Origin of the sequence: Bacillus infantis, from assembly GCF_050107595.1 — a bacterium.
GTDB lineage: Bacteria > Bacillota > Bacilli > Bacillales > Cytobacillaceae > Bacillus_AB > Bacillus_AB infantis_C.
Genome location: NZ_JBNILH010000004.1, coordinates 403,911 through 424,368, shown reverse-complemented (window position 1 = coordinate 424,368; position 20,458 = coordinate 403,911). Strand labels below are relative to the sequence as shown.

25 protein-coding genes are annotated in these 20,458 nt (G+C 43.2%); 17 read left to right on the top strand and 8 right to left on the bottom strand.

The window, feature by feature from the left end; genetic code table 11:
* Positions 1 to 123: 123 nt before the first annotated feature.
* Positions 124 to 624, top strand: coding sequence for a hypothetical protein (locus ACQCVH_RS11300; RefSeq protein WP_426835759.1), 501 nt, complete (start codon positions 124 to 126; stop codon positions 622 to 624).
* Positions 625 to 776: 152 nt separating this feature from the next.
* Positions 777 to 1,319, top strand: coding sequence for a hypothetical protein (locus tag ACQCVH_RS11295; RefSeq protein WP_426835758.1), 543 nt, complete (start codon positions 777 to 779; stop codon positions 1,317 to 1,319).
* A gap of 121 nt (positions 1,320 to 1,440) precedes the next feature.
* Here ACQCVH_RS11295 and ACQCVH_RS11290 read toward each other — a convergent pair whose 3' ends face one another.
* Positions 1,441 to 1,827, bottom strand: a complete 387-nt coding sequence (locus ACQCVH_RS11290; RefSeq protein ID WP_426835757.1) for a hypothetical protein — start codon at positions 1,825 to 1,827, stop codon at positions 1,441 to 1,443.
* Positions 1,828 to 2,280: 453 nt separating this feature from the next.
* Between ACQCVH_RS11290 and ACQCVH_RS11285 the strand changes: the two genes are divergently transcribed.
* Positions 2,281 to 3,057, top strand: a complete 777-nt coding sequence (locus ACQCVH_RS11285) for a hypothetical protein (RefSeq protein ID WP_426835756.1) — start codon at positions 2,281 to 2,283, stop codon at positions 3,055 to 3,057.
* A gap of 113 nt (positions 3,058 to 3,170) precedes the next feature.
* On the opposite strand, the gene ACQCVH_RS11280 is transcribed toward ACQCVH_RS11285, so the two are convergent.
* Positions 3,171 to 4,205 carry a hypothetical protein gene (locus ACQCVH_RS11280; RefSeq protein ID WP_426835755.1) on the bottom strand — a complete coding sequence of 345 codons (1,035 nt, stop codon included), beginning with the start codon at positions 4,203 to 4,205 and terminating at the stop codon, positions 3,171 to 3,173.
* Between the two features lie 459 nt (positions 4,206 to 4,664).
* Here ACQCVH_RS11280 and ACQCVH_RS11275 point away from each other — a divergent pair, with 459 nt between their 5' ends.
* Together ACQCVH_RS11275 and ACQCVH_RS11270 are read left to right on the top strand one after the other, a co-directional pair.
* Positions 4,665 to 4,985 (top strand): PadR family transcriptional regulator, encoded by a 321-nt coding sequence (locus ACQCVH_RS11275; RefSeq protein WP_426835754.1) that lies wholly within the window; start codon positions 4,665 to 4,667, stop codon positions 4,983 to 4,985.
* Complete coding sequence (locus tag ACQCVH_RS11270) at positions 4,978 to 6,168, top strand: DUF2812 domain-containing protein (RefSeq protein ID WP_426835753.1); 1,191 nt, start codon at positions 4,978 to 4,980, stop codon at positions 6,166 to 6,168. Before ACQCVH_RS11275 ends, ACQCVH_RS11270 begins: the two co-directional genes overlap by 8 nt.
* 132 nt (positions 6,169 to 6,300) lie before the next feature.
* Here the strand turns inward: ACQCVH_RS11270 and ACQCVH_RS11265 are convergent, their stop codons facing one another.
* The 5 genes from ACQCVH_RS11265 to mntA form a co-directional block, all read right to left on the bottom strand.
* Positions 6,301 to 7,197: a GAF domain-containing protein gene (locus tag ACQCVH_RS11265; protein ID WP_426835752.1), complete on the bottom strand. Its 897-nt coding sequence runs from the start codon at positions 7,195 to 7,197 to the stop codon at positions 6,301 to 6,303.
* 176 nt (positions 7,198 to 7,373) lie between these two features.
* Positions 7,374 to 7,565: an HRDC domain-containing protein gene (locus ACQCVH_RS11260; RefSeq protein ID WP_426835838.1), complete on the bottom strand. Its 192-nt coding sequence runs from the start codon at positions 7,563 to 7,565 to the stop codon at positions 7,374 to 7,376.
* A 53-nt stretch (positions 7,566 to 7,618) separates the two neighbouring features.
* A complete protein-coding gene (locus ACQCVH_RS11255) occupies positions 7,619 to 7,840 on the bottom strand; it encodes a hypothetical protein (RefSeq protein WP_426835751.1) in 222 nt (73 codons plus the stop codon).
* 396 nt (positions 7,841 to 8,236) lie between these two features.
* Positions 8,237 to 8,641 (bottom strand): type VII toxin-antitoxin system HepT family RNase toxin, encoded by a 405-nt coding sequence (gene hepT, locus ACQCVH_RS11250; RefSeq protein ID WP_426835750.1) that lies wholly within the window; start codon positions 8,639 to 8,641, stop codon positions 8,237 to 8,239.
* The gene (gene mntA, locus ACQCVH_RS11245; protein ID WP_426835749.1) at positions 8,631 to 9,044 is read right to left on the bottom strand and encodes a type VII toxin-antitoxin system MntA family adenylyltransferase antitoxin; all 414 of its coding nucleotides are present in this window, start codon (positions 9,042 to 9,044) and stop codon (positions 8,631 to 8,633) included. Before mntA ends, hepT begins: the two co-directional genes overlap by 11 nt.
* Before the next feature lie 439 nt (positions 9,045 to 9,483).
* On the opposite strand from mntA, the gene ACQCVH_RS11240 reads away from it, so the two are divergent.
* The 12 genes from ACQCVH_RS11240 to ACQCVH_RS11185 all read left to right on the top strand — a co-directional run bounded on the left by ACQCVH_RS11240 (position 9,484) and on the right by ACQCVH_RS11185 (position 19,843).
* The gene (locus tag ACQCVH_RS11240; protein WP_426835748.1) at positions 9,484 to 10,284 is read left to right on the top strand and encodes an SDR family oxidoreductase; all 801 of its coding nucleotides are present in this window, start codon (positions 9,484 to 9,486) and stop codon (positions 10,282 to 10,284) included.
* Between the two features lie 87 nt (positions 10,285 to 10,371).
* Complete coding sequence (locus ACQCVH_RS11235; protein WP_426835747.1) at positions 10,372 to 12,303, top strand: BglG family transcription antiterminator; 1,932 nt, start codon at positions 10,372 to 10,374, stop codon at positions 12,301 to 12,303.
* Between the two features lie 4 nt (positions 12,304 to 12,307).
* The gene (locus tag ACQCVH_RS11230; RefSeq protein WP_426835746.1) at positions 12,308 to 12,748 is read left to right on the top strand and encodes a transcriptional regulator GutM; all 441 of its coding nucleotides are present in this window, start codon (positions 12,308 to 12,310) and stop codon (positions 12,746 to 12,748) included.
* A 4-nt stretch (positions 12,749 to 12,752) separates the two neighbouring features.
* Positions 12,753 to 13,298, top strand: coding sequence for a PTS glucitol/sorbitol transporter subunit IIC (srlA, locus tag ACQCVH_RS11225; RefSeq protein ID WP_426835745.1), 546 nt, complete (start codon positions 12,753 to 12,755; stop codon positions 13,296 to 13,298).
* Positions 13,299 to 13,318: 20 nt separating this feature from the next.
* Positions 13,319 to 14,332 (top strand): PTS glucitol/sorbitol transporter subunit IIB, encoded by a 1,014-nt coding sequence (srlE, locus tag ACQCVH_RS11220; RefSeq protein ID WP_426835744.1) that lies wholly within the window; start codon positions 13,319 to 13,321, stop codon positions 14,330 to 14,332.
* A 110-nt stretch (positions 14,333 to 14,442) separates the two neighbouring features.
* Positions 14,443 to 14,805, top strand: a complete 363-nt coding sequence (locus ACQCVH_RS11215; protein ID WP_426835743.1) for a PTS glucitol/sorbitol transporter subunit IIA — start codon at positions 14,443 to 14,445, stop codon at positions 14,803 to 14,805.
* A gap of 72 nt (positions 14,806 to 14,877) precedes the next feature.
* Complete coding sequence (locus ACQCVH_RS11210) at positions 14,878 to 15,561, top strand: fructose-6-phosphate aldolase (RefSeq protein WP_426835742.1); 684 nt, start codon at positions 14,878 to 14,880, stop codon at positions 15,559 to 15,561.
* Positions 15,562 to 15,584: 23 nt separating this feature from the next.
* Positions 15,585 to 16,241, top strand: a complete 657-nt coding sequence (locus ACQCVH_RS11205; RefSeq protein WP_426835741.1) for an HAD family hydrolase — start codon at positions 15,585 to 15,587, stop codon at positions 16,239 to 16,241.
* 160 nt (positions 16,242 to 16,401) lie between these two features.
* Positions 16,402 to 17,892, top strand: a complete 1,491-nt coding sequence (locus ACQCVH_RS11200) for an FAD-binding oxidoreductase (protein WP_426835740.1) — start codon at positions 16,402 to 16,404, stop codon at positions 17,890 to 17,892.
* Entirely contained in the window at positions 17,882 to 18,421 is a 540-nt protein-coding gene (locus tag ACQCVH_RS11195) for a hypothetical protein (protein WP_426835739.1), read from the top strand. Before ACQCVH_RS11200 ends, ACQCVH_RS11195 begins: the two co-directional genes overlap by 11 nt.
* 254 nt (positions 18,422 to 18,675) lie before the next feature.
* A complete protein-coding gene (locus ACQCVH_RS11190) occupies positions 18,676 to 19,014 on the top strand; it encodes an immunoglobulin-like domain-containing protein (protein WP_426835738.1) in 339 nt (112 codons plus the stop codon).
* A 202-nt stretch (positions 19,015 to 19,216) separates the two neighbouring features.
* Positions 19,217 to 19,843 (top strand): hypothetical protein, encoded by a 627-nt coding sequence (locus tag ACQCVH_RS11185; protein ID WP_426835737.1) that lies wholly within the window; start codon positions 19,217 to 19,219, stop codon positions 19,841 to 19,843.
* 218 nt (positions 19,844 to 20,061) lie between these two features.
* Here ACQCVH_RS11185 and ACQCVH_RS11180 read toward each other — a convergent pair whose 3' ends face one another.
* Positions 20,062 to 20,346 carry a hypothetical protein gene (locus ACQCVH_RS11180; RefSeq protein ID WP_426835736.1) on the bottom strand — a complete coding sequence of 95 codons (285 nt, stop codon included), beginning with the start codon at positions 20,344 to 20,346 and terminating at the stop codon, positions 20,062 to 20,064.
* Positions 20,347 to 20,458: the final 112 nt, after the last annotated feature.

The following is a 20,458-nucleotide window of genomic DNA, read 5'->3' as shown; positions in this document are numbered from 1 at the left end:
GATGCCAGGTAAGGTTGAGCTGGTGGAAGGTGGTGGGTGGGAGTAATGCTTTCCTGTATAAATAAGAATAAGAATAACTATACGGTTTTATGAACAAATAGCATCTGGTTTGGAGGAATATCTTTGTCGAATGGGATCATCCAAAAGGTTAAAAGAGGGCTTAAAGGCATAGAAATCGGATATTTTGATACAGGTCAAATTTTCGAGGAAGAAGCATACTACAATTATTTTGATGCTGCCGAAAAGGAAACCCGTCGATATAGCATAGCGGTTTTTACAGTATATTTGGGGAATTGGCATAGTCTTTGCCGTTTTCCTTTTTTAGGCCAGCCACAATTATTAGAGGAGTACATCAAAGCTTTTACGGAAAACCATCAGCACATACAAAAAGACTTTCCGGTCATGTACGAATATATCATCTCTTTTTTGATCAAAATTGAAGAGGTAAATAGTCAAAAGTATGCAGATTCCACTCTGGAGATTAGTAGGGTACTGTATGGGCGTTTGAAAAGGGATGTGTTGATTCCTAATAGAGATTATTTACACAAACATACTCCAATTAAGTACTTCCTTAGAGAAATTGGGGTTGATCCTTTTTTTGAAACGGATTTGGTTGATGAGTAGCGGGAGTTGGCTCTCTGTCATAGAGAGAAAGGGCTTTTAAGATAGAGCGGTTAAATTTGTTATGAGTGATATCGATTTTATAATGTTCACAAGTCAATCTCACTGTGGTATTCTGCAGGTGAAAGATTGCCATGCTGAAAGGTGGAAATCATATGGTTTTGTCTGTCAAAAATTTCAGAGACGATACGTACTTTTTGTACAGCCGGCTAACGAAGAAAGGAAATCTCTCTTACCATTTTTCAAAAAAGGCTGAAGGCGCAGCAGATATTGAGAATGTCCCTGAAGGATATGAAATCTATGAAGAACCAAACGGGAAATTGTATCTGAGAAAACAGGCAATCTCGCCTATTACAGCGGACGAGCTCCGGCTGATTGAAGAGGGGATGAAGAAATACTCCATCATTGAGGATTTTAAGCTTGATGTGAAAAAGAATGCTGTTTATATCTATCAGGCAGTCGACTCCTTCGATGCTGTCCCAGTACCAAATTCAGTGCTGGAGAAGTATAAACAATATGAAACATCGCTCCGCTTTACTCTTATTGACAGGGATGAGCGTACTTTCGAAGTTGAACGATTTTGTTATATTGGCGGTATTGACGACTGGATTTACCTTGATGGACCGGATCAGCTGGAACGTTTAGTCCGTGAGTACACACAGCATTTGGGGAAAGAGTCTTTTTATGAGTTGATGTAAGAGGGTTACGTATCCGCTGCATGTTGGAGCAGAGTAAGAGTAAGCGGCTTTTTTTCACTCAATATAATAAAAAACTCGCATTAGAAGTGTGCGAGTTTTCTGGCTATGCAGCGGAAATTATTTATTGAACTAAAGCTCCGTTTGCTTGCATCTTTTTTTGATACTCAAGAATTTCCTCATCTGTGAAAACATTGGCTGCCAAACGTTTAACTTTATCCCAGTATTCCTTGAATTCTTCATAATCATGTCCTTGATCTTTTATAAAATTCACCAGACTGCCGCCCGTAAAAATTGGGTGGGTTTTTGGATATTTTGCATCCCAGTAGATATTTGCCCGAAGGTTTAATTCGTTTAGATTTTCTTTAGCCCGAACAGTAATATCGACCGCACATCGAAGTCTCGGCTCCCCGCGATCATGCCCCTCACCTTTTCCGGTAATAAGCATCTCTGTACAATACCTCTCATTTTCAAAAATCATTTGCTCGCCGTTCATTTTGAATTCTATCATTTTGATTCCTCCCAATTTTTCAGCGTGAATGCTGACTCACTCTCCTTATATAAAAAGAATATCAGTTGGTGGATTGGAAATAAAACATTTAAATGAGTGCCTGACATCCGGTGAAGAGTGGGGCATGAGATTGGCTAACATTAAGTAAAACAATAAAATCCATTAAATAGGCTTCTGATGAATTTTTTATTTCACAATAATTCAGCATCAGTAGTTTCAAGGTAATTGCATCATCTGGAGTTGCTGCAGATACCTAACTTCATACTCGCTATAATTGGATCAATATCGAAATTAGAATTCTATAAGAAATGAAAGAACATCCGATATATTAATTGACGATATAACAATATGAAGCCAGTACACCGAGGCATTGCAAGGTTGGAGGTAGATGAAACTTTGGTTAAAAAATCCCTATTTGTTTTCTTGATCCTTTCTTTATTGGGAGCTAATGGAATGATTGGCTATAATATTTATTCTCACTTATCTAAAGACGGCCACTCAGAATCCAGTCTTGTACGGGAAAGTAAAGACATTATAAATATTATAGCGGAAACTACAGACAGCATTCGAAACGGCGCCCCAATCAGGAGCAAACGAGGGAACATGCAAACTAAGGACTATGAAATGATTCTAGACTATGTGAATCAATACGATGTACTCCTCGGGGAGGATATTAATCCTACAGAGCATGGATACTCGGAGTCTGAACAGGCATTGGTTAATTATGTAGTGAGACTTTTTGTCACATATGACCTTATGAATGAACAATTTATCCTTGGGGATACTCATTTTGCCTCTTCCATCATGGATGGATTGTATATGGATTTAGAGAAATCAGCCTCTATTTTTTGGCTGCTGTCAGAAAACTCTTTGACCATGGATTATTTAAATGACCCAGAGATGGATTTTGTGATAGATGAACAAGAAAATGAGGAAGAAATTGATACAGAAGAGTCAACGACTGAAGCTTTTACCGGTGATTTCGGCCATTCTGCTAATAAAAAGTTGGAAGAACAACAGGTATTCAATCAAGACAGCCCATACGCTTTGACTATTGAGCAGAGAAAGGAAATGGAAAATCAGATTAAAACCGAACTTGGGGCTGACTTTGTCTACGACCCGTATAAGGAATACGATACCACGGGCTGGCCCGACAGCAAGATAGATGCACTGATGGCCGCGGATACTTTATATTATGACGAATTAGGGGTTCCATCTCCATACAACTGATGGCGGCTATGAACAGTTAAAAGAGTTAAATTCATGAACAATAAAGCCATATTTACAAGCGAAGTATGGTAAGTAAAAAGAGACCATACTACCTATGGTCTCCACTAAATCAACTATTCAATAATATCCGCAACAATCCCAGGAAGAGAAATGCTATAACCAGCCTGTGATTCATAGCTGTATTTACCATAAACCTCTCCATAAATTGTAACAACATCTTCTTCGACAAAATCTGTGTAGCCTTCATATTCTATGAAGATGAGATCTCCTGGATTGTAGCCGTAAGAAGTTTTTGTAACGGCAAGGCGAATGTTGGTCATATCATTTCCTTCAAGGATCTGAATAACTTCACCCGTGTACTTTACATATTCACCAGTATAACGGTCTGGATTTTTATCAAGCTGCTTGAAATCTATTGTTTTGGCTTCTTGTTTTTTCTTTTCAAGCTTCATCTTATCAACTTGCTCTTGCGTATAGGCATCTGTAATTTCCATTTGTCCAAGTGAAATGTCCTCTACCATATAACCTTTTTCAGTTTCTTTCAGGTTGCCATTGAACTCATATTTTTTGTTGACTTCTTCATATTCTCCAAGTTCTTTAAATAAGTGCTTATTTGCTTCTAATTCTTCACTCGCAGAAAAGCTTGCTGATAATGGATATGTTCCATTGATGACATATTCAGATCCATCATATTCATCTTCGTAATCACCAATTATAACTTGAACCTTACCATCTTTTACTTTGCCGCTATCCGGAACCAATGGGAAGTCGGTTTCACCTTCGCCACGGAAGCTGGCATAGATCTCTGTGTTCTCGGGCAGGTTGGTTGTAAGATTGATTGTCACCGCATCTTTTACTTTGCTGTATGCAGAGGACTCGAGCTTTACAAAAAGCTCTTCTTTAGGTTCTGCTTTTTTCTCGGACTTTTTCTCTTTAGTTTTAGCAGCAGTTTCTTCAGCAGTGGCTTCTTCAGCAACATCAGCATCAGAGTCCGTCTCAGTGGGTGTAGAAATCACCACAATAAAAAGTACAAATGAAGCAAGCCCAATTAGAAAGTTTCTTTTGGCCTTCCCATTTTTCTTAACCAGTGAAACAATAAACAGCACTGAAAATACAATCCAGGCTAAAAATAATATAACGCCAAACATATAAAAATGATCCCCCTAAAATATTATCCATTTGCAATCATATTGTAACATTCGTAAAGAAGAGAGTGGCTAAACTCGTGTAAATTCCAGTATTAAAACAAACTGAATAATTATTTCCATATAATAAATAGGTTATCAATTAGTTAGTGTTATACGTGAACTGGTATGGAAGATCCGATGTGGCACGACCGATTATATGGTGGGAGTTGATTGCTGAATTTTGGGTTTCCGTTTGTTGGAGTTAGGAAAAGGTGAAACTTCTCCTCAGTGATTTCTTAAATATAACGCTGACATGATTAAAGGGAATCACCAATTCTTAAAGTGGCCATGGATTGCAAAAAAGCTCTTAAGTCTATTTACAACAAAATTCCAATATTGTAATGTTATGTTATACGATATATCGCATTGCATAATAATATCAACATAAAAATTCTCAACAATGAAAGAAGGGACCCACCAATGGCATACCACGGAGGCCCAATGACCGAGGCCATGTACTATGTACTCCTTGCACTCATGCGTCCCAACCATGGCTACCAGCTGATGCATGCCATCACTGAAGTTTCACACGGCCGAGTGAACATGGGACCGGGCACACTTTATGGAGTGCTTTCACGTATGCAAAAAGACGGACTCATTTCCCTGGCTGAAAATGATGGCAGAAGGAAGACCTACAACATTACAACTGATGGTGAACAGGCACTGCGTGCAGAGTACGGCCGGTTAAAAGCCCTGATTGAAGACAGCAGGATTTTAGAGGAGGGAGAGGGGAATGGGTAAAATTGTACGCAAACTCCGGCCCGAGGACTATTGGCGAATCGGGGAGCATGAAAGCTGGTTCGCAGACATGGCAGCAGAAGGGCTTTTCCTTAAAAAGATGGGGAGTCGGTTTGCTAAGTTTGTCAAAGGTGAGCCGAAGAAGATGAAGTACAGAATTGATGTATCATTCAGTAAGGAAATCTCCAATGAACAAGTCGAGATGTATGCTGAAAGCGGATGGAATTATGTCACAAGCTACAGTTATTTTCATGTCTTTTCCTCACCGGCTGAGCTTCATGCACCTGAGCTCCATACAGATCCAGCCGAGCAGTCATACACATTAAAGGCACTGGACGAAAAGTATGCTCAGACTGCCTGGACCGTCACGATTATGATACTGCTGACGTTTGGGATGCTGGCTTCTATATGGTTCCTCGACGGAACACCAACTTTGATGATGGTGGAGGGCAATGTGCTTACACAAACAATTCTAACTATCATCCTCGGATACTCGGCATACAATTCCCTCCAGGCGGCGATTTCTATTCGGTCGCTGCGGAAAAAACTGGCCGAAGGAAAACCGATCGACCACCATGCTCCGTGGAAGAAGCGCTTCCGCCGGAATACGGCGATTGCCTTGCTTTTTATAGTAACAGCCGGTTCCACTGCTGCTCTATCATTCGTACAGCTTTCTAGAATGGATACCAAAACCTTGCCTGAAGGAAACATAGACCTGCCGATTGTGAGATTAGCAGACATAGAACAGAATCCGGACTTGATTCGGCCAGAGCCCGTATATGTAGATGACAATGTGGATTGGAGCAACCGCCTTTCTTATGAATGGAGTCCATTGGCACCCGTACAATATGAAACAGATGAAAACGGAGAAGTCATTGGAGAGAAGTGGGATGATGGAAGCGGCAGATATTCACCTTCCATTCAAACACAGGTCTATCAGCTCAGCATAGCTGATCTCGCGGATAATCTTCTTTCTGATTTAGTAAAAAGATACAGGTATGAAGATAGTATGAAAGAGTTCGTGCAAAAAAAGCATCCTGCTTTGGATGAATTGATTGTTTATGAGGACGAGGGTATTAAAAAGGTATTTGCTTCTAAAGGGAAAACCGTTATGTATGTTTGGTACAACGGGAAGGCGAATATGGAAGCGGTAATTGAGGGCGTTGTGGAGAAGATATCGCTTTAGGTGGCAGGCACCACTTAAAAAATCTTGTTTCACAGCAATGTTTCATAAGTTTGCTGCTGGAGCAGGAGGGGACAGATTTACTGTCCCTCTCTAGCTTCCAGAGCATTTAATCAATCGTTTGATTAATAAATCTCACCTAAAAAGGGAGCGGGAATCAGAGCCTGTCCCTCCATCTTTTCCTCCGTCTCTGCTCAGTGTAAAACCAATCGTCTTCAAAGCACTTTCCAGGCTGGCCTCAGTTTTAACTGATTTTAAATCTGTATTTGTGCTGATTGCGTTTAACGCCAAGTCCGGCCTGATACCGGTAAGTATTGGGGTTACGCCTATCAGGCTCAGCATATTGGCAACTTTTAAAAGGGATGAGCTCACCATATCGTTGATTTGGAGAATCCCTGAGAGATCAATAATTAAATATTCCAGTGACAGGCTTTCGCTCTTGGTGAGGGCCAATTCTATGATGGTCTCCAGCCGGAATTCATTGATATTGCCAATGATCGGAAGGATGGCGACTCCTGTAGTAATCGGCACGAGCGGTGCTGACAATGTTTGAATCTGCCTGTTCGCATCATCAAGTTCCAGTACATAGGAGAGCAGCGAGCTCATGGTCTCGAAAAGATCCACATGTTCTTCAGTGAGTTCAAAGGTTTCCGTATCCAGTCCGCAAATGGTTCCGTAATTTCTCCCATCCTCATAAAAAATAGGAAGGCCTATAAAGCTGCCGCTTCCTAAATTCCTAGTGACATTCAGCGCGTTTGTGAGATCGCTTTTTGTAATATCAGGAATGAACAGGACCTTCTTGCCGTAATCCACACTCAGCTTGCAAAAGGTCTCCTCAAAAGGAAGCGTATCTCCTTCGCTTAGCAATACATCCTCATGGTTGACAACCTTGACGATCTCATTTGTCCTCTGATCATTTTTGGCAATGAAAAGAGTATTTATATTTAAAATCCTGCTCATCATTCTTAGTATGCTGTCTGCCGCTTCGTCGAAATTCATGAACTTGCTGTACGTAAAAGCATTTGAATTCATATTTATTTGTACCCCTCAATCCTAAAATAAGCCTCAACTCAGTTTTTACCACTGATGAAGGCAGGTAAACCTGTTATTTTTAATGGTTTTAGCCACCGCTGAAAAAATCTTGTTCTAAAAAGGGATGAAGGGCTATTAAAAATGCATCCCGCTTTTCAGAAAAGCTTCCCGACTATTTAGATCCTCTTTATTATATCTAAGAGTTCCTCTCCAAATTCCCCAGCTTTTTTAGGCCCAATGCCTTCTGTTTTTAAAAGTTCCCCAATAGTAGCAGGCTTCTTAATTAGAATGGATTCTAATGTATTGTTAGTAAAAATGTAGTAAGCTTTTACATTCAGTTTTTTGGAATGACTTGTTCTAACAGGCAGGCGAATTCTCGCTGGCAGTTTTTTTCGGACAGAAGGATATGTTCGCTGTCCCGTTAAATGATGGGAGGATCTTTAACCCAGTCTCTTTCCATTCTGTTCCAAACATAGATAGCAAGGGCTGCCCCCAATAACAAACAAACTGCCCATACCATCCATATCAGTGAATGCAATACTAATCGAAATGAATCAAGGAGGAATTTAATGATATAGTAATCAAGTACAAGTGGAATGGAGATGGCCAGACTGTACATCCGCACAAATATTTGTTTTCCCATTCTTCTTATTTGCCCCCATTTCATCTCCTATAAATCCCCCAGTTATCAATAGATCCTCACACTATACATATGGTTAACTAAACATTTCTTGTTAAATTTCTGCTTAATTCATTCTCCGGCCTGCTTTAAACAGAGTCCGGTTAGCCATAAAAAACTAATCAAACGTTTGATTAATTACCCCTTAAGCCCCAGAAGGCAAGCATAACACGCGTTTTATTCATGTCTGTCTCTCCCGTTCTATGGGACAGGAACCCTGTCCCTTCGTTCCACAGCAAAGCCTTTGCGGAAGTGAGCCAGGGGACCAGACCCCCTGGCTCTGATAGAAGTAAAAAAAAGCGCACGTCTCCTTGGAGCTGTGCGCTTTTTATTATTCAAATAGAAAACTGATATTCTTCTTCAATACCTTAAGATAGCTGAGGTATATTCTAGAAAATCATCTAAATGATTCTCAAGTATTTTTTGCAGGATCACTAAATTGATTTCCTGGTAATCATGTACCGCTATATTGCGAAAGCCAATCATTGCTTTCATTTTGACAGAAAGGGGAGCATTAATGATTCCGCTTTCTTCAATTAAAGAGAAGGCATCACGGCTGTTTTGAGGCAGTCCCAGTTTTTCTTCAGCTACTATATGCATCGCTAAATCAATGCTTGCTTCACAGGCTCTTTGAAGATTAAGGACGATAGAGTCCTGTTTCGTGAAATTCTGCAGATTGGCTGGTTTGCCTTCGTATTCTTCATTCACTCTCTGAAGGCAGCGTTCAATCATGCTGATTTTATTTAAAACAATATCATTTTTCATAGATTATCCCGCTTTCATGGATTTTCTTCAATATAGGCGAGCGCTCTTCATTCAGCTTTGCGTACTTTTTTAAAACAACCATTTCAAATCGTGCTTTTTTATCTTCAGCATTACAATAAATGATTTTTCCGGTATGGAGGATTTGAGCTTGAAATACCGTGCTTGCTTTATGGAGATCAACCAAATCAACTTCCTTGCCGATTTTAGCGGCAATCTCCTGCGAGAGAAGAAAGAGGTCATAGCTGTCCAGGTCTGAATGTAGACCATCTCTAAGAAAACCAATGTCAATGTCGCTTCCCTGATGGGCTGTTCCTTTAGCGAAAGATCCAAATAGAAAAATCAAGAATGGAGAGAGCCTCTCTACCAGCACATCAACAATGATTTGTTCTGTTTTAGCATCCAATTCAAACCCTCCGTCATTTTTGTTCATTATAACATGTATTATATAGGTTCAATGTTCCGTTTATCAAAGCGTACGGCAGCAGATGCCATGTCTCCGAATTTGATATTGCGGGCTGAAAGTCAAGAGTTCTGAAGGCAGTTTCTAAAACACAGAGACCCAATTCCGGAAAATGAGCCAGAGGGACTGACCCCATGGCCCACCCCGAAAACCGAGCCAGGGGGACTGACCCCATGGCCCACCGCGAAAAAACGAGCCAGGGGACCAGACCCCATGGCCCACCACACCAAAAATGAGCCAAGGAACCTGACCCCCTGGCCCAATTCATACACCCATTTTCACACTTGAGTGAAAAAGTCTGTATTAATCATTTTCTGTTCTATTACTATACTGAAGTTAGAAATTGTAAGTGTTTTCAACTTGGTTATAGGAGGAATGACAGATGAGCGGTTCTTGGCTTGGTTTGGAAGAGAAGGTAGCGATTGTTACGGGTGGTGCTTCGGGCATCGGTTTACATATTACGAATGAACTCCTGAAGAACGGCGTGAAGGTTGTGGTTGCCGATTTGAATGGGAGTGAAGGCGAGCAGGAAAACGGTTCTTATTTTATCCAGTGTGATGTGACGAAGAAGGAGAGCGTTGACCAGGCGGTTGCGAAGACGGTTGAGCTGTTCGGGTCTTTGGATATCCTAGTGAATAATGCAGGTGTGAATCTTCCTAGACTTTTGGTTGACGACAAGGGAGAAAAGCCGGAGTATGAGTTAAGTGAAAAAGACTTTGATTTCATGGTTGCTGTGAATCAGAAGGGTCCTTATCTGTTTGCCCAGGCTTCTGCAAAGAAGATGCTGGAGCAAAGCGGCGGCGTGATTATCAATGTATCTTCAGAGGCTGGCCAGGAAGGTTCTGCCGGACAGAGCTGCTATTCCGCAACAAAGGGAGCGGTGATTGCTTTTACTAGGGCATGGGCGAAGGAGCTTGGCAAACACAATATTCGTGTCGCTGCGATTGCCCCTGGTATCATTGAAACGACTGGCCTCAGGACAGATGCTTATAATGAAGCATTGGCATACACACGCGGTGTGACAGTTGATGGTCTGTCAACGGATTACAGCAAATCAATCCCGCTTGGGCGCGAAGGAAAGCTGACAGAAATCGCTGATTTGGTTTCTTATCTTGCTTCTGACCGTGCAGGCTATGTGACAGGGACAACCTTTAATATTTCAGGCGGTAAATCCCGCGGCTGACGCTTGTAAAGACGTGAATGCAGCGCCTTTATGGGAGCCGGCCAGCGGGCAGACCGTCCGGCTTCCATATAAATAGGGGTGATAAAAATGTCTGACAGAATGATAGATGAACGAGCAGCAAAGATACTGGCAATTGCCCGGACAAAAACCTATCACTCACTAGATGAGCTTGCAGAAGCAATGGGTGTGGGCACCAGGACGATCAGAAATTACATTAAACAGCTGAATGAAGACCTGGACGGAATTGCTTCTTTTTTCAATGAAAGAGGAAAAGGCTTCCGCTTCGATATCAATAATATGAAAGCGTTCCAATCTTATCTGGAAGAAAGAAGCCCGGAAGATAGCTCGCTGAATTCGCAAAGGGGCCGGATCGGCTTCATCATCGACAAGCTCATCAACAGCGAAGAAACGTATACACTGGATGATTTGGCTGAGGAAATGCACCTGGGCCGCACAACGCTCGTCAATGAGCTGAAAAAGGCAGCCGTTTCCCTTGAGACATACAAGCTCATCATCCACGGCAAGCCGAACAGGGGGATGGAGCTGAGCGGCAGGGAATTGGACCTGCGCTTCTACATCCTTGATCATCTGTATGATGTGCTGTATGGCGATTATCCGCTTGATGAAGATATTACGGAATCGATCGAGAGAATCTCGCATGAGTATAATCTCGAATCTCCTACCCAGGAGAGGCTGATGGAATTCATCATCATCATGCTGGACCGGCTTTTGAAAAACCATCATCTTGAAGCTATCGAGGAAAAGCATAAAAAGCTGATCGGCACACAGGAGCATGGGATCGCACTTGAAATCGTCGAAGCGATCCAAAAGCAGCTCCCGATTGAAATTCCTGAGGCGGAGGCTCTGTTCATCACGATCCCGATTGCAGGAAGGCGGACGCCGACAAACAACCGGACGCTGGCAGATATTGCGATTACCGATGATGTAAGGCGGCTGCTTGAACAGATCCTAGAACAGGTTGGTTTTAAAAAGGAAATCATTGAGCAGAATGAGTCCTTCTTTCAGGATCTTCTGTACCACTTGACCTTTATGCTGAACCGGCTGATCTTCGGGCTTCGCCTGAAGAACGCGCTGCTCGCCGATGTGAAGGAAAAATATCCGGTTGCCTACAAGATGGCGGAGATTGCCGGACAGGTGATTGAGAGCAGATATGGGCTCGAGGTGCCGGAGGATGAGCTTGGCTATCTGGCCTTTTATTTCGGAGTGTTCATCGGCCAAAGCGATATCAAGGTCAAACGCTTCCAAAAAGCCGCAGTCGTCTGCGGGACCGGCCGGGGGACGGCAAAGCTCGTCAGCATCCAGCTGGAGCGCATCCTGAATCAGGATACAGAAATAGACCTTTTTGCCGAAAAGGACGCAGTAAAGGAAGTCCTGGATTCATATGATCTTGTTTTTTCTACCGTAAAGCTGCCCTTTGAGACCAAAGCACCTTTTATTATGATCAACGAAATCTTCGATGAGAGCAGTGTGAAGAGGGAGATTGAGAAAGCGGCCTACAGACAGAGGCTCAACATTCAAAATGGCAGCGAGTATCAATCTGTGATGGCCCAGCTGCTTGCTAAAGAGTCATTTTTCCAGCTGGACAGCTCTAAGGGCTATCACGATAACGTCTTTCATATGGTAAATGAGCTGACTGAAATTGGCCGCCTTGACCCTGGATTTGAGGAGCGGCTGAAGGAAAGGGAAGAGAAGGGGTCGATGGTATTTGACCGCTATATTGCCTTTCCGCACACCTTTAATCAGCAGTCCAATGACATTGAGCTGGCGGTCGGGATATTCCCGGAAGGGGTCATGGAGAATGGCAGGGAAGTCAGGCTTGTGTTCCTGCTCGGGTTGCCGGAGGAACAGAATGAATGCAATGAAAGCCTGATTGTCAAAATCTATGATGAAATCATCGCGATTGCGGGCAATGAAGAGCTCATCGCACAGCTGGTGAAGGCGGGATCCTACGAGGATTTTGTCTCCGGCATTGAACGGTCAAACAGGGAAAGGGGCTAAGAACATGATTCTATTATTAATCATACTGATTGGGATCGCCTGGCTGGTCCAGAGCATCCTCGGGTTTTTCCAGATTAAGCATTTTAATAAAAAGTATGCCGAAATGAGATCGCTCGGCCGGGTGGCCATCGGCAAAAGAACAGGGAAACTGCGTGCAGGGACGGTCGTCATGTTCGCTATCGATAAAAGGAATAAAATTCTGAAGGCAGCAAAAATGCAGGGAGTGACTGTTTTTTCCAAGGTCAAGGACCTGAATGGCTTTGAGGGGAAATATCTGCTGAAGATTTCCGAAGAAGATTTCAAAGGACATGATAAATTGACCCGGCTTGCGATTGCCGATGCACTTAAGAGCTATGACATCATCTCCAAGGGCGGAGAGCTGCAGGTGAAAAAAGGCTGGATCGACTATATCATGCCAAAAAAGAAAGAAATGAGAAGAGGGTGAAGAGATGGATTTTATCATCAAATTAGCTGAGGGGTTCATGAACTTATTCCGCACAGGCGGCGAAACCTTTGTCAGCCTTGTCACAGATATTGTACCGCTATTGATCATGCTATTGGTTGCCATGAACGCGCTTGTCCGCCTCGTCGGGGAAGAGCGGGTCGAGAGGCTTGCAAGAAAGTCAGGGAAAAACGCATTTACAAGATATTTTGTTCTGCCGATCATCGGAACATTCGTCCTTGCCAATCCTATGACATTATCACTTGGAAGATTTCTTCCGGAAAAATATAAGCCAAGCTATTATGCGGCAGCATCGTATTCATGCCACACGCACAACGGATTATTCCCGCACGTTAATCCGGGCGAGCTGTTCGTATTCCTCGGGATTTCTGCAGGGATCACAACACTGGGCCATGATGTAACCGAGCTTGCACTCCGCTACTTCCTTGTCGGGATAGTCACCAACTTCCTAAGAGGCTGGGTAACTGACCTGACTACAGCTTATGTAGCCAAGCAGCAAAACGTAAAACTAAAAGATACAGTTCAACTATAGAATTCTAGGCGGTGGGAAACATGACAGCTTTTCAATCAATCAAAATTTCAAAGGGTGCCGGCGGTTTTGGCGGACCTTTAGTGATAACTCCGACAGACGAAAGGAATAAAGTCGTCTATATTACCGGCGGACAAAGACCGGAAATCGCAGATAAGATTGCTGAACTGACAGGCTGCGAGCTTGTTGACGGGTTTAAAACATCTGTGCCGGAAAAAGAGATGGCCTGCGTCATCATCGATTGCGGCGGCACCCTGCGCTGCGGATTATACCCGCAAAAGCGCATTCCGACGATCAACATCATGCCGACAGGCCAGAGCGGTCCATTGGCCAAGCATATTACAGAAGACATCTATGTTTCCGGCGTAAAGGCGGAAAACATCCAGCTGGCAGATGCAGAAGGTACAGCAGCCCCAGCACCGGCAATGTCAGTACAGGAAGAGGCAGCTGAAGGGATCAAAACACCTAAATACAGCTCAGACAAGAAAATCAGTGAACAGCAAAAGCCACAAGGATTGATGGCAAGAGTCGGCATGGCCATGGGCTCAATCACGAGCGTCTTCTACCAGGCAGGCCGTGATGCCATTGATACAGTTATCAAAACAATCCTTCCGTTCATGGCATTCGTTGCCATGCTCATCGGGGTCATCCTGGAATCAGGAATCGGCGACGTGTTCGCGAAATTCCTTTCACCGTTCGCGGGTTCTGTATGGGGACTGATTGTCATCGCACTTGTCTGCTCATTCCCGCTTCTATCCCCATTCTTAGGCCCTGGCGCTGTTATTGCCCAGGTAGTCGGAACACTGATCGGGGTTGAAATCGGAAAAGGTAACATCCCGGCCCACCTTGCATTGCCGGCCCTGTTCGCCATCAATGCTCAAGCTGCGGCTGACTTCGTACCAGTAGGACTTGGACTTGCAGAAGCAGAGGTTGAAACAGTCGAAGTAGGGGTTCCATCTGTCCTCTACTCCAGATTCCTCACGGGGGCGCCGACCGTCTTCATTGCCTGGCTCGCAAGCTTTGGCTTGTATGATTGAGATTAAATAATAGAAAATGAGCATGCGGATAAGGGGGCTTCGTTAGTGCATCTGCACCTGTTGCTCCCGTACCGCAATAGAGAAAATTGATTCAAAGGAGAGACACAACCATGACAACGAAATTCGAAACTAAAATCAACAGCATCGGCCCTTCGGTAACTGAATTTCTCGGTGAAAAAATGTTCATTCTTTTCGGGGATAACGCTCCAGCTGAGCTTGCTGAGTACTGCCTCCTTATCGACGTAAAAGAAGTTGAAGGCGAGATTGCAGCAGGCGATACGCTGCAGATCGGCAGCAATGAATATAAAGTTACTTCTGTCGGCGATGCTGTGAAACAAAATCTTTCCTCACTCGGCCATATTACCCTGAAGTTTGACGGCTCACAAACTCCGGAACTGCCAGGCACCCTGTACCTGGAAGACAGTGAAATCCAGGAAGTTAACGCTGGAGACACAATCCGGATCTACTCATAATGAATAAAAAACAATAGCTTAACTTTTGTCATCCAAGAGTTAGGCTATTATTTTTAAGAGGGGGCAAGGGATATGAAATTAGTCATTGATTCAGCAAATGTTGAAAGCATTAAGAAGCTCGTGGATTTTTTCCCGATTGACGGGGTCACCACCAATCCGAGCATTGTTGTAAAGGAGCAAAAGCCTTTCCTGCCTTTGCTTAAGGAAATCAGAGCTGTTATCGGAGAAGATAAAGAGCTGTTTGTCCAGACGATCGCCGGGGATGCAGAAGGAATGGCGGAAGAAGCCCGCTGGCTCTGTGAAGCTGTATCCGGGAACGTTGTCGTAAAAATCCCTGTCACCTTGGAGGGGATCAAAGCGATCAAAATGCTGAAGGCTGAGGGAATTCGGACTCTGGCAACAACGGTTTATACGCCGATGAACGCGTATCTTGCTGCCAAAGCCGGCGCCGATTATGTGGCTCCTTATGTTAACCGGATCGATAATCTTACTGGCAATGGTACGAAGGTAGTCGCAGAGATTACGGAGATTTTCTCAAAGCATAGTTTACCTTGTGAGGTTCTGGCAGCGAGCTTCAAAAACGTCCAGCAGATTCATAATGTCTGCCTTGCCGGCGCGCACGGAATTACTGCAGCACCAGAACTGATTGAAGCACTCGTCAAAATTCCATCTATAGAAGATAATGTAGAAGCTTTCAGTAAGGATTGGATGGGGCAGTATGGGGAAGGCAGTTTGATTTTAAGCGAGGATAAATAGAAAGAAAGAGGAAGGTGGAACCTATGATTAAAGCAATCGTCTGTGATTTTGACGGACTGATCATCGACACAGAATATGCCCTTTACGAAGCATTCTGCGACATGCTCGCAATTGACCCTAGTGAAATGCCGATTGCCGACTATGCTCACTTCATCGGTACAGATTCAAAAGGCCTGTATGAATACATCATGGAAAAATCAAACGGCACCATGGCAATTGAAGAAATCATCGAGAGATCGCATATCTTACATAAGGAAAAACTTCAATCTCCTATTGCCCGTGAAGGAGTTGAGGTTTATCTGAAGGAAGCCAAAAGCAGAGGACTGAAAATCGGACTCGCCTCCAGCTCCAACCGGGAATGGGTCACCTTCTTCCTGAAGGAGTTGAACTTCCTTCAGTATTTTGACTACATCCAGACCTCGGACGATGTAGAAAGGGTTAAGCCAGATCCGGCTCTCTACAGGAATGTTATCAGCCATTTCGGGATTGAACCGTCTGAAGCCATTGCTTTTGAAGATTCGATGAACGGATCAAAAGCTGCGATTGCGGCAGGGCTTAGATGTGTGATTGTGCCGAATAAGATTACTGAGAATCTTGCTTTTGAGGGGTATCATATGAGACTTGGGAGTATGGGAGAGAAGGAGTTTGGGAGAGTTGTAGAGGAGATTGAGGGAATGTAGGAGACAGCTGTCGGCTGTCTCTTTTTTTTTTGCTCTTATGAACTTTCCTCAGTCTAAAAAACACTTTCCTTAATATGGTTTTGTTGTTATAATAAGTGTAATTTTACACTTATTTTGTAAAAGAGACATTAAAACCATACTCATACAATAGGTGAGCAAAATGAAGTTGCTAAACAAATTTATCAATAAACCATGGTTTCTGGGATGTATCGTATGCATATTCCTTCTTTGGATTCTTTTCAACATCCCAATCGAAACACGCAAATATGGACTGTCCCAAAGTGCTCTCACTACAGATTATACCGGGCTTTTGCCGGAGCGGATTGAGCGGGTGGCCGAAGCAGGTGACCGATCTGAACTGCAGCGGATCGTAAAAGAAGCTAACAGGAACGGGCAGAATATTTCGGTTGCCGGACTGCAGCATTCGCAGGGAGGCCATACCTATTATAAGGATGGTGTGGTGTTAGATATGCGGTCATTCAATAAGATACTTGAAGTCAATAAGGAAGCTAAAACCGTGAAAGTGGAGAGCGGGGCTTCATGGGAGGATATCCAGGAAGCTGTGAAGGATGATGGATTAGCCTTGAAGGTTACGCAGTCACAATCGATTTTTACGATTGGAGGGTCACTGTCGGTGAACGCCCATGGCCGGGATATACGCTTTGGACCTATGGCCGGAACTGTAAAAGAAATGACTGTGCTGACGCCTGCGGGTGAAATTCAGACAGTAACGAGGAAAGATTCGGAGGAATGGATGAAGTATATGTTTGGCGGTTACGGATTATTTGGGGTGATCCTGGATGTTACACTGGAGCTTACGGAAGACGAGGTATACACCATCCATACAGAAGAGCTGAAAACGGATGAATATGAATCCTATTTTACCAATCTGCTGGACAGGGATGACACAGCTATGCATTATGCACGGGTAAGCGTTGCCCCGAGTACCTTCCTCGAAGAAATGTATGTGGTGGATTATAACCACACAGGAAGGCAGGACAAAGCTGCCCCCCTTAAGGAAGAGAAAGGGGCACGGCTGGGCAAGCTTGCGATGGATATCGGCCGGCAGGGCGGGATGTGGGAGGACCTGTTTTGGAGCAATCAAAAGCTTATGGCAAGGTCTCTGAATGGAAAGAACATCACCAGGAATAATGTGATGCGCGGGAACTCCGCATTCATGGAATACACAAAACCGGGGCGGGTAGAGGTTCTGCAGGAATTTTTTGTGCCTGTCCATCAGTACGGGGAGTATATGAAGGATTTGAAAAATCTGCTGCCAGTTTCTGATCAAGGCGCAGATTTTAAAATCCATAATATTACGGTTCGTTATGCAGCAAAGGATAGTATAACAAGCCTGAATTATGCCAAGGAAGACATGCTGAGCCTGGTCGTATTGATTCAGCATGGTCTCAAGGAAGGACAGATGGCAGATGCGGAAGCAATCATCCAAAAGTGGACCAGTCTGACACTCGAGCATGGCGGAACTTATTATCTTCCATACTATCATTATCAAACAAAGGAGCAGTTCAGAGAGGCGTACCCAGAGTGGGAGGAGTTCCGGGCGGAAAAGCTGAAACGTGACCCAAACGAAGTATTTCAGAATCTATTCTATGATTATTACCTGAAAGAAGGAGCAGCGCATGACAATTAAAAGTGACCAGGCCATCCCCCTGTTTGTATCGGTCGGGCAGGTTGTTATTTTCCCTTATTATATTGTATGGCTAAAGCAGGCGGCCCTGTCCTTTACTCTCTTTGGGTGGCTGTTCGCCATATTCTCCTTCTCTGCTGCCTTTGGCTATCGCCTTTACCAAACCAAAGGCAGCAAATATCGCTCCCATCACCCGTTCATCTACATAGGGATGGGAGCTGTCTATATCCTTGCAGGCACCATCAGCCAGCCTGCGGGCTCTCTGCCTTACACAGCACTCCTGCTTCAGGCCACACTTGGATTCCTTCAAGGCTGGCACCACGCCTGGCATATAGAGCAGAAAACCTACCGCCTGCATGCCATCCATCACTATTTGATTGCCGGTATCAGCATGATTGGGATTTCTTTTGTAAAAATCCTAGCTCCTGGGATTATAATTGCTGGATTTGGGGCCATGTTGCTTTGCTGTGCGGCTTGTTCTATATATAAGGGCAAAATCAAAGATGAAGTGTCTTCCGCTGAAAGAGACTGATGCTGTGTTATGTCTTTTAAGTCTCAGTTGGGATAAACACTTTTTTTTGGTGCAATATGGAAACCTTTACCTGTAAATAGCGTCTAACAACTTAAGGGGGTGACTTCCTGAAGCGATATATATGGTTGTTATTTTTTATCACAATAAGTTTGACGCTTTTATCTGGATGTAAAAGTGCGGATTCTGACCAGCCAGTTGAGACTGACTGGAAACATGAAATATATGATACTGTTGACAACTTTCATGGTGTAACTATGACAGCAAAGGAAGGAACAGTTTCCCGTACCGGCATGACTGTCATTCTTCAGAATCATTCTGATAAGCAATGTATCTACGGTGAAGATTACCGGTTAGAAAAGAATATTGGAGGTGACTGGTACCAAGTTCCATTTGCTGAAGATGGTGACCACGCGTTTACTGGTATTGGCTACGACCTGGGTCCTTCAGATGTTAAGGAATGGAATGTTAATTTGGAGCAGTTCTATGGGGACCTGGACACCGGCGAATACCGTATTGTGAAAGAAGTACTGGACTTTAGAGAATCAGGGGACTTTGATGTGTACAATTTAACAGCAGAGTTTATTTTTGAATAACGGGTGCCTATAGGCGCAGCTGAAAAAAGAGTTTTAGTAAAAAACGTTATGCTTCTGTGGGGTAGATACCTCTATACTCTCGTTTATATAGTTTCAGCAATTCAACAAGCTGCCACAAAGAGAAGTCTTTCGAAAAAGGGATAATACTAAATTGAATGCTATACTAGAAAACTTATCGTATAGGAGAAAGGCTGGAATAACCATGAAAATGAAGAGATTATTTTCTGTGCTATTGACAGCACTGCTGCTGATGACGATTGGTGCTTGTTCCAACCAGGCTGAAAAAGATACAGTAACCAACAGTACACAAAATCCGGAAGAGAGCAAAGAAACTTCATCCGGTAAGATTGATAAGGCCGGTGATGTTGGAAATGAGGACGAATTGGCCGAGACGAATCAGCAGCCGGATGATCAAGATTCTGGCCAGGATCAAGACACCGATTCGAAAACAGCATCAAACCCTGCTGAAAGTGAAGAAAATGAAACAGCAAACGAGAAAGATTTTAACATAGAGAGCTACCTAAATAAGAACTATCCTATTGAAAATACACATTACAAAGCTGATATTTGGAAAAATGAAGAAACAGGAAAGACTGAATATACGATTAAAATTATGCCTAATACTAAGGAATTTAGCGAGGAAATGAATAAACAGTTTCAGAATGCTGATGCGGAAATTTATGAGGAAACAGAATTGCTGTTCAACAAAGCAGAACAGATTATAAAAGATTTGCCTCAAATAAATGATCAGATCCATGTGGACTCTGTTAATTGGGTCTCATATGATGGCGATTTCAATGTCATGCTGATTCAAGACTTTAGAAATTAGCGAAAAGCTGTAAAGTAGACTCTTCAGGCCTTATCCTTTTATAAGGATAGGCCTGCTGCTATTTTTCTGTGGCGCATGGTCGCATGGAATATTTGAGATATTTAAAGTAAAGGACGCCTTATTATTCTTACATAATAATAAGGCGTTCTTTTTTATTTTTCTGCGTCTTTGACTAGTTTAATTAATGCATAGAAGGTAGCTGAAGACTTTTTCTATTTTCACCCCATCAGTATTTGACCCGAAGCCAGGCCGGTTATCAAGATGGCACAGGCCAATGCCGGTGTGCTTATCAGCATCTTATGAAAAAAAGAAATATCTGTAAAGCGCTTATATACCTTTTCGGCAAGGAGGGCAAGCGGAACGAATAATAGCAGCATTTCTCCAATGCCGAACAAATCACCAGAATCAAAAGGACTGCTTATAAATTGATCTACAAAGTAGTTGAAGGTCAGAAGAATAGTGAATAAGAACATTTGAAAGAGAAAGAATAACAGATTTTTCAACAGTATAACTCCTAGCTTTTAACTTAGATTTCCAGCCTTAATGTGTAAATTTTAATTCATTTTTTACTGGGGAACAAGGTGCCAGTTCCGGCGTTTTATGAGTCGGGAATTA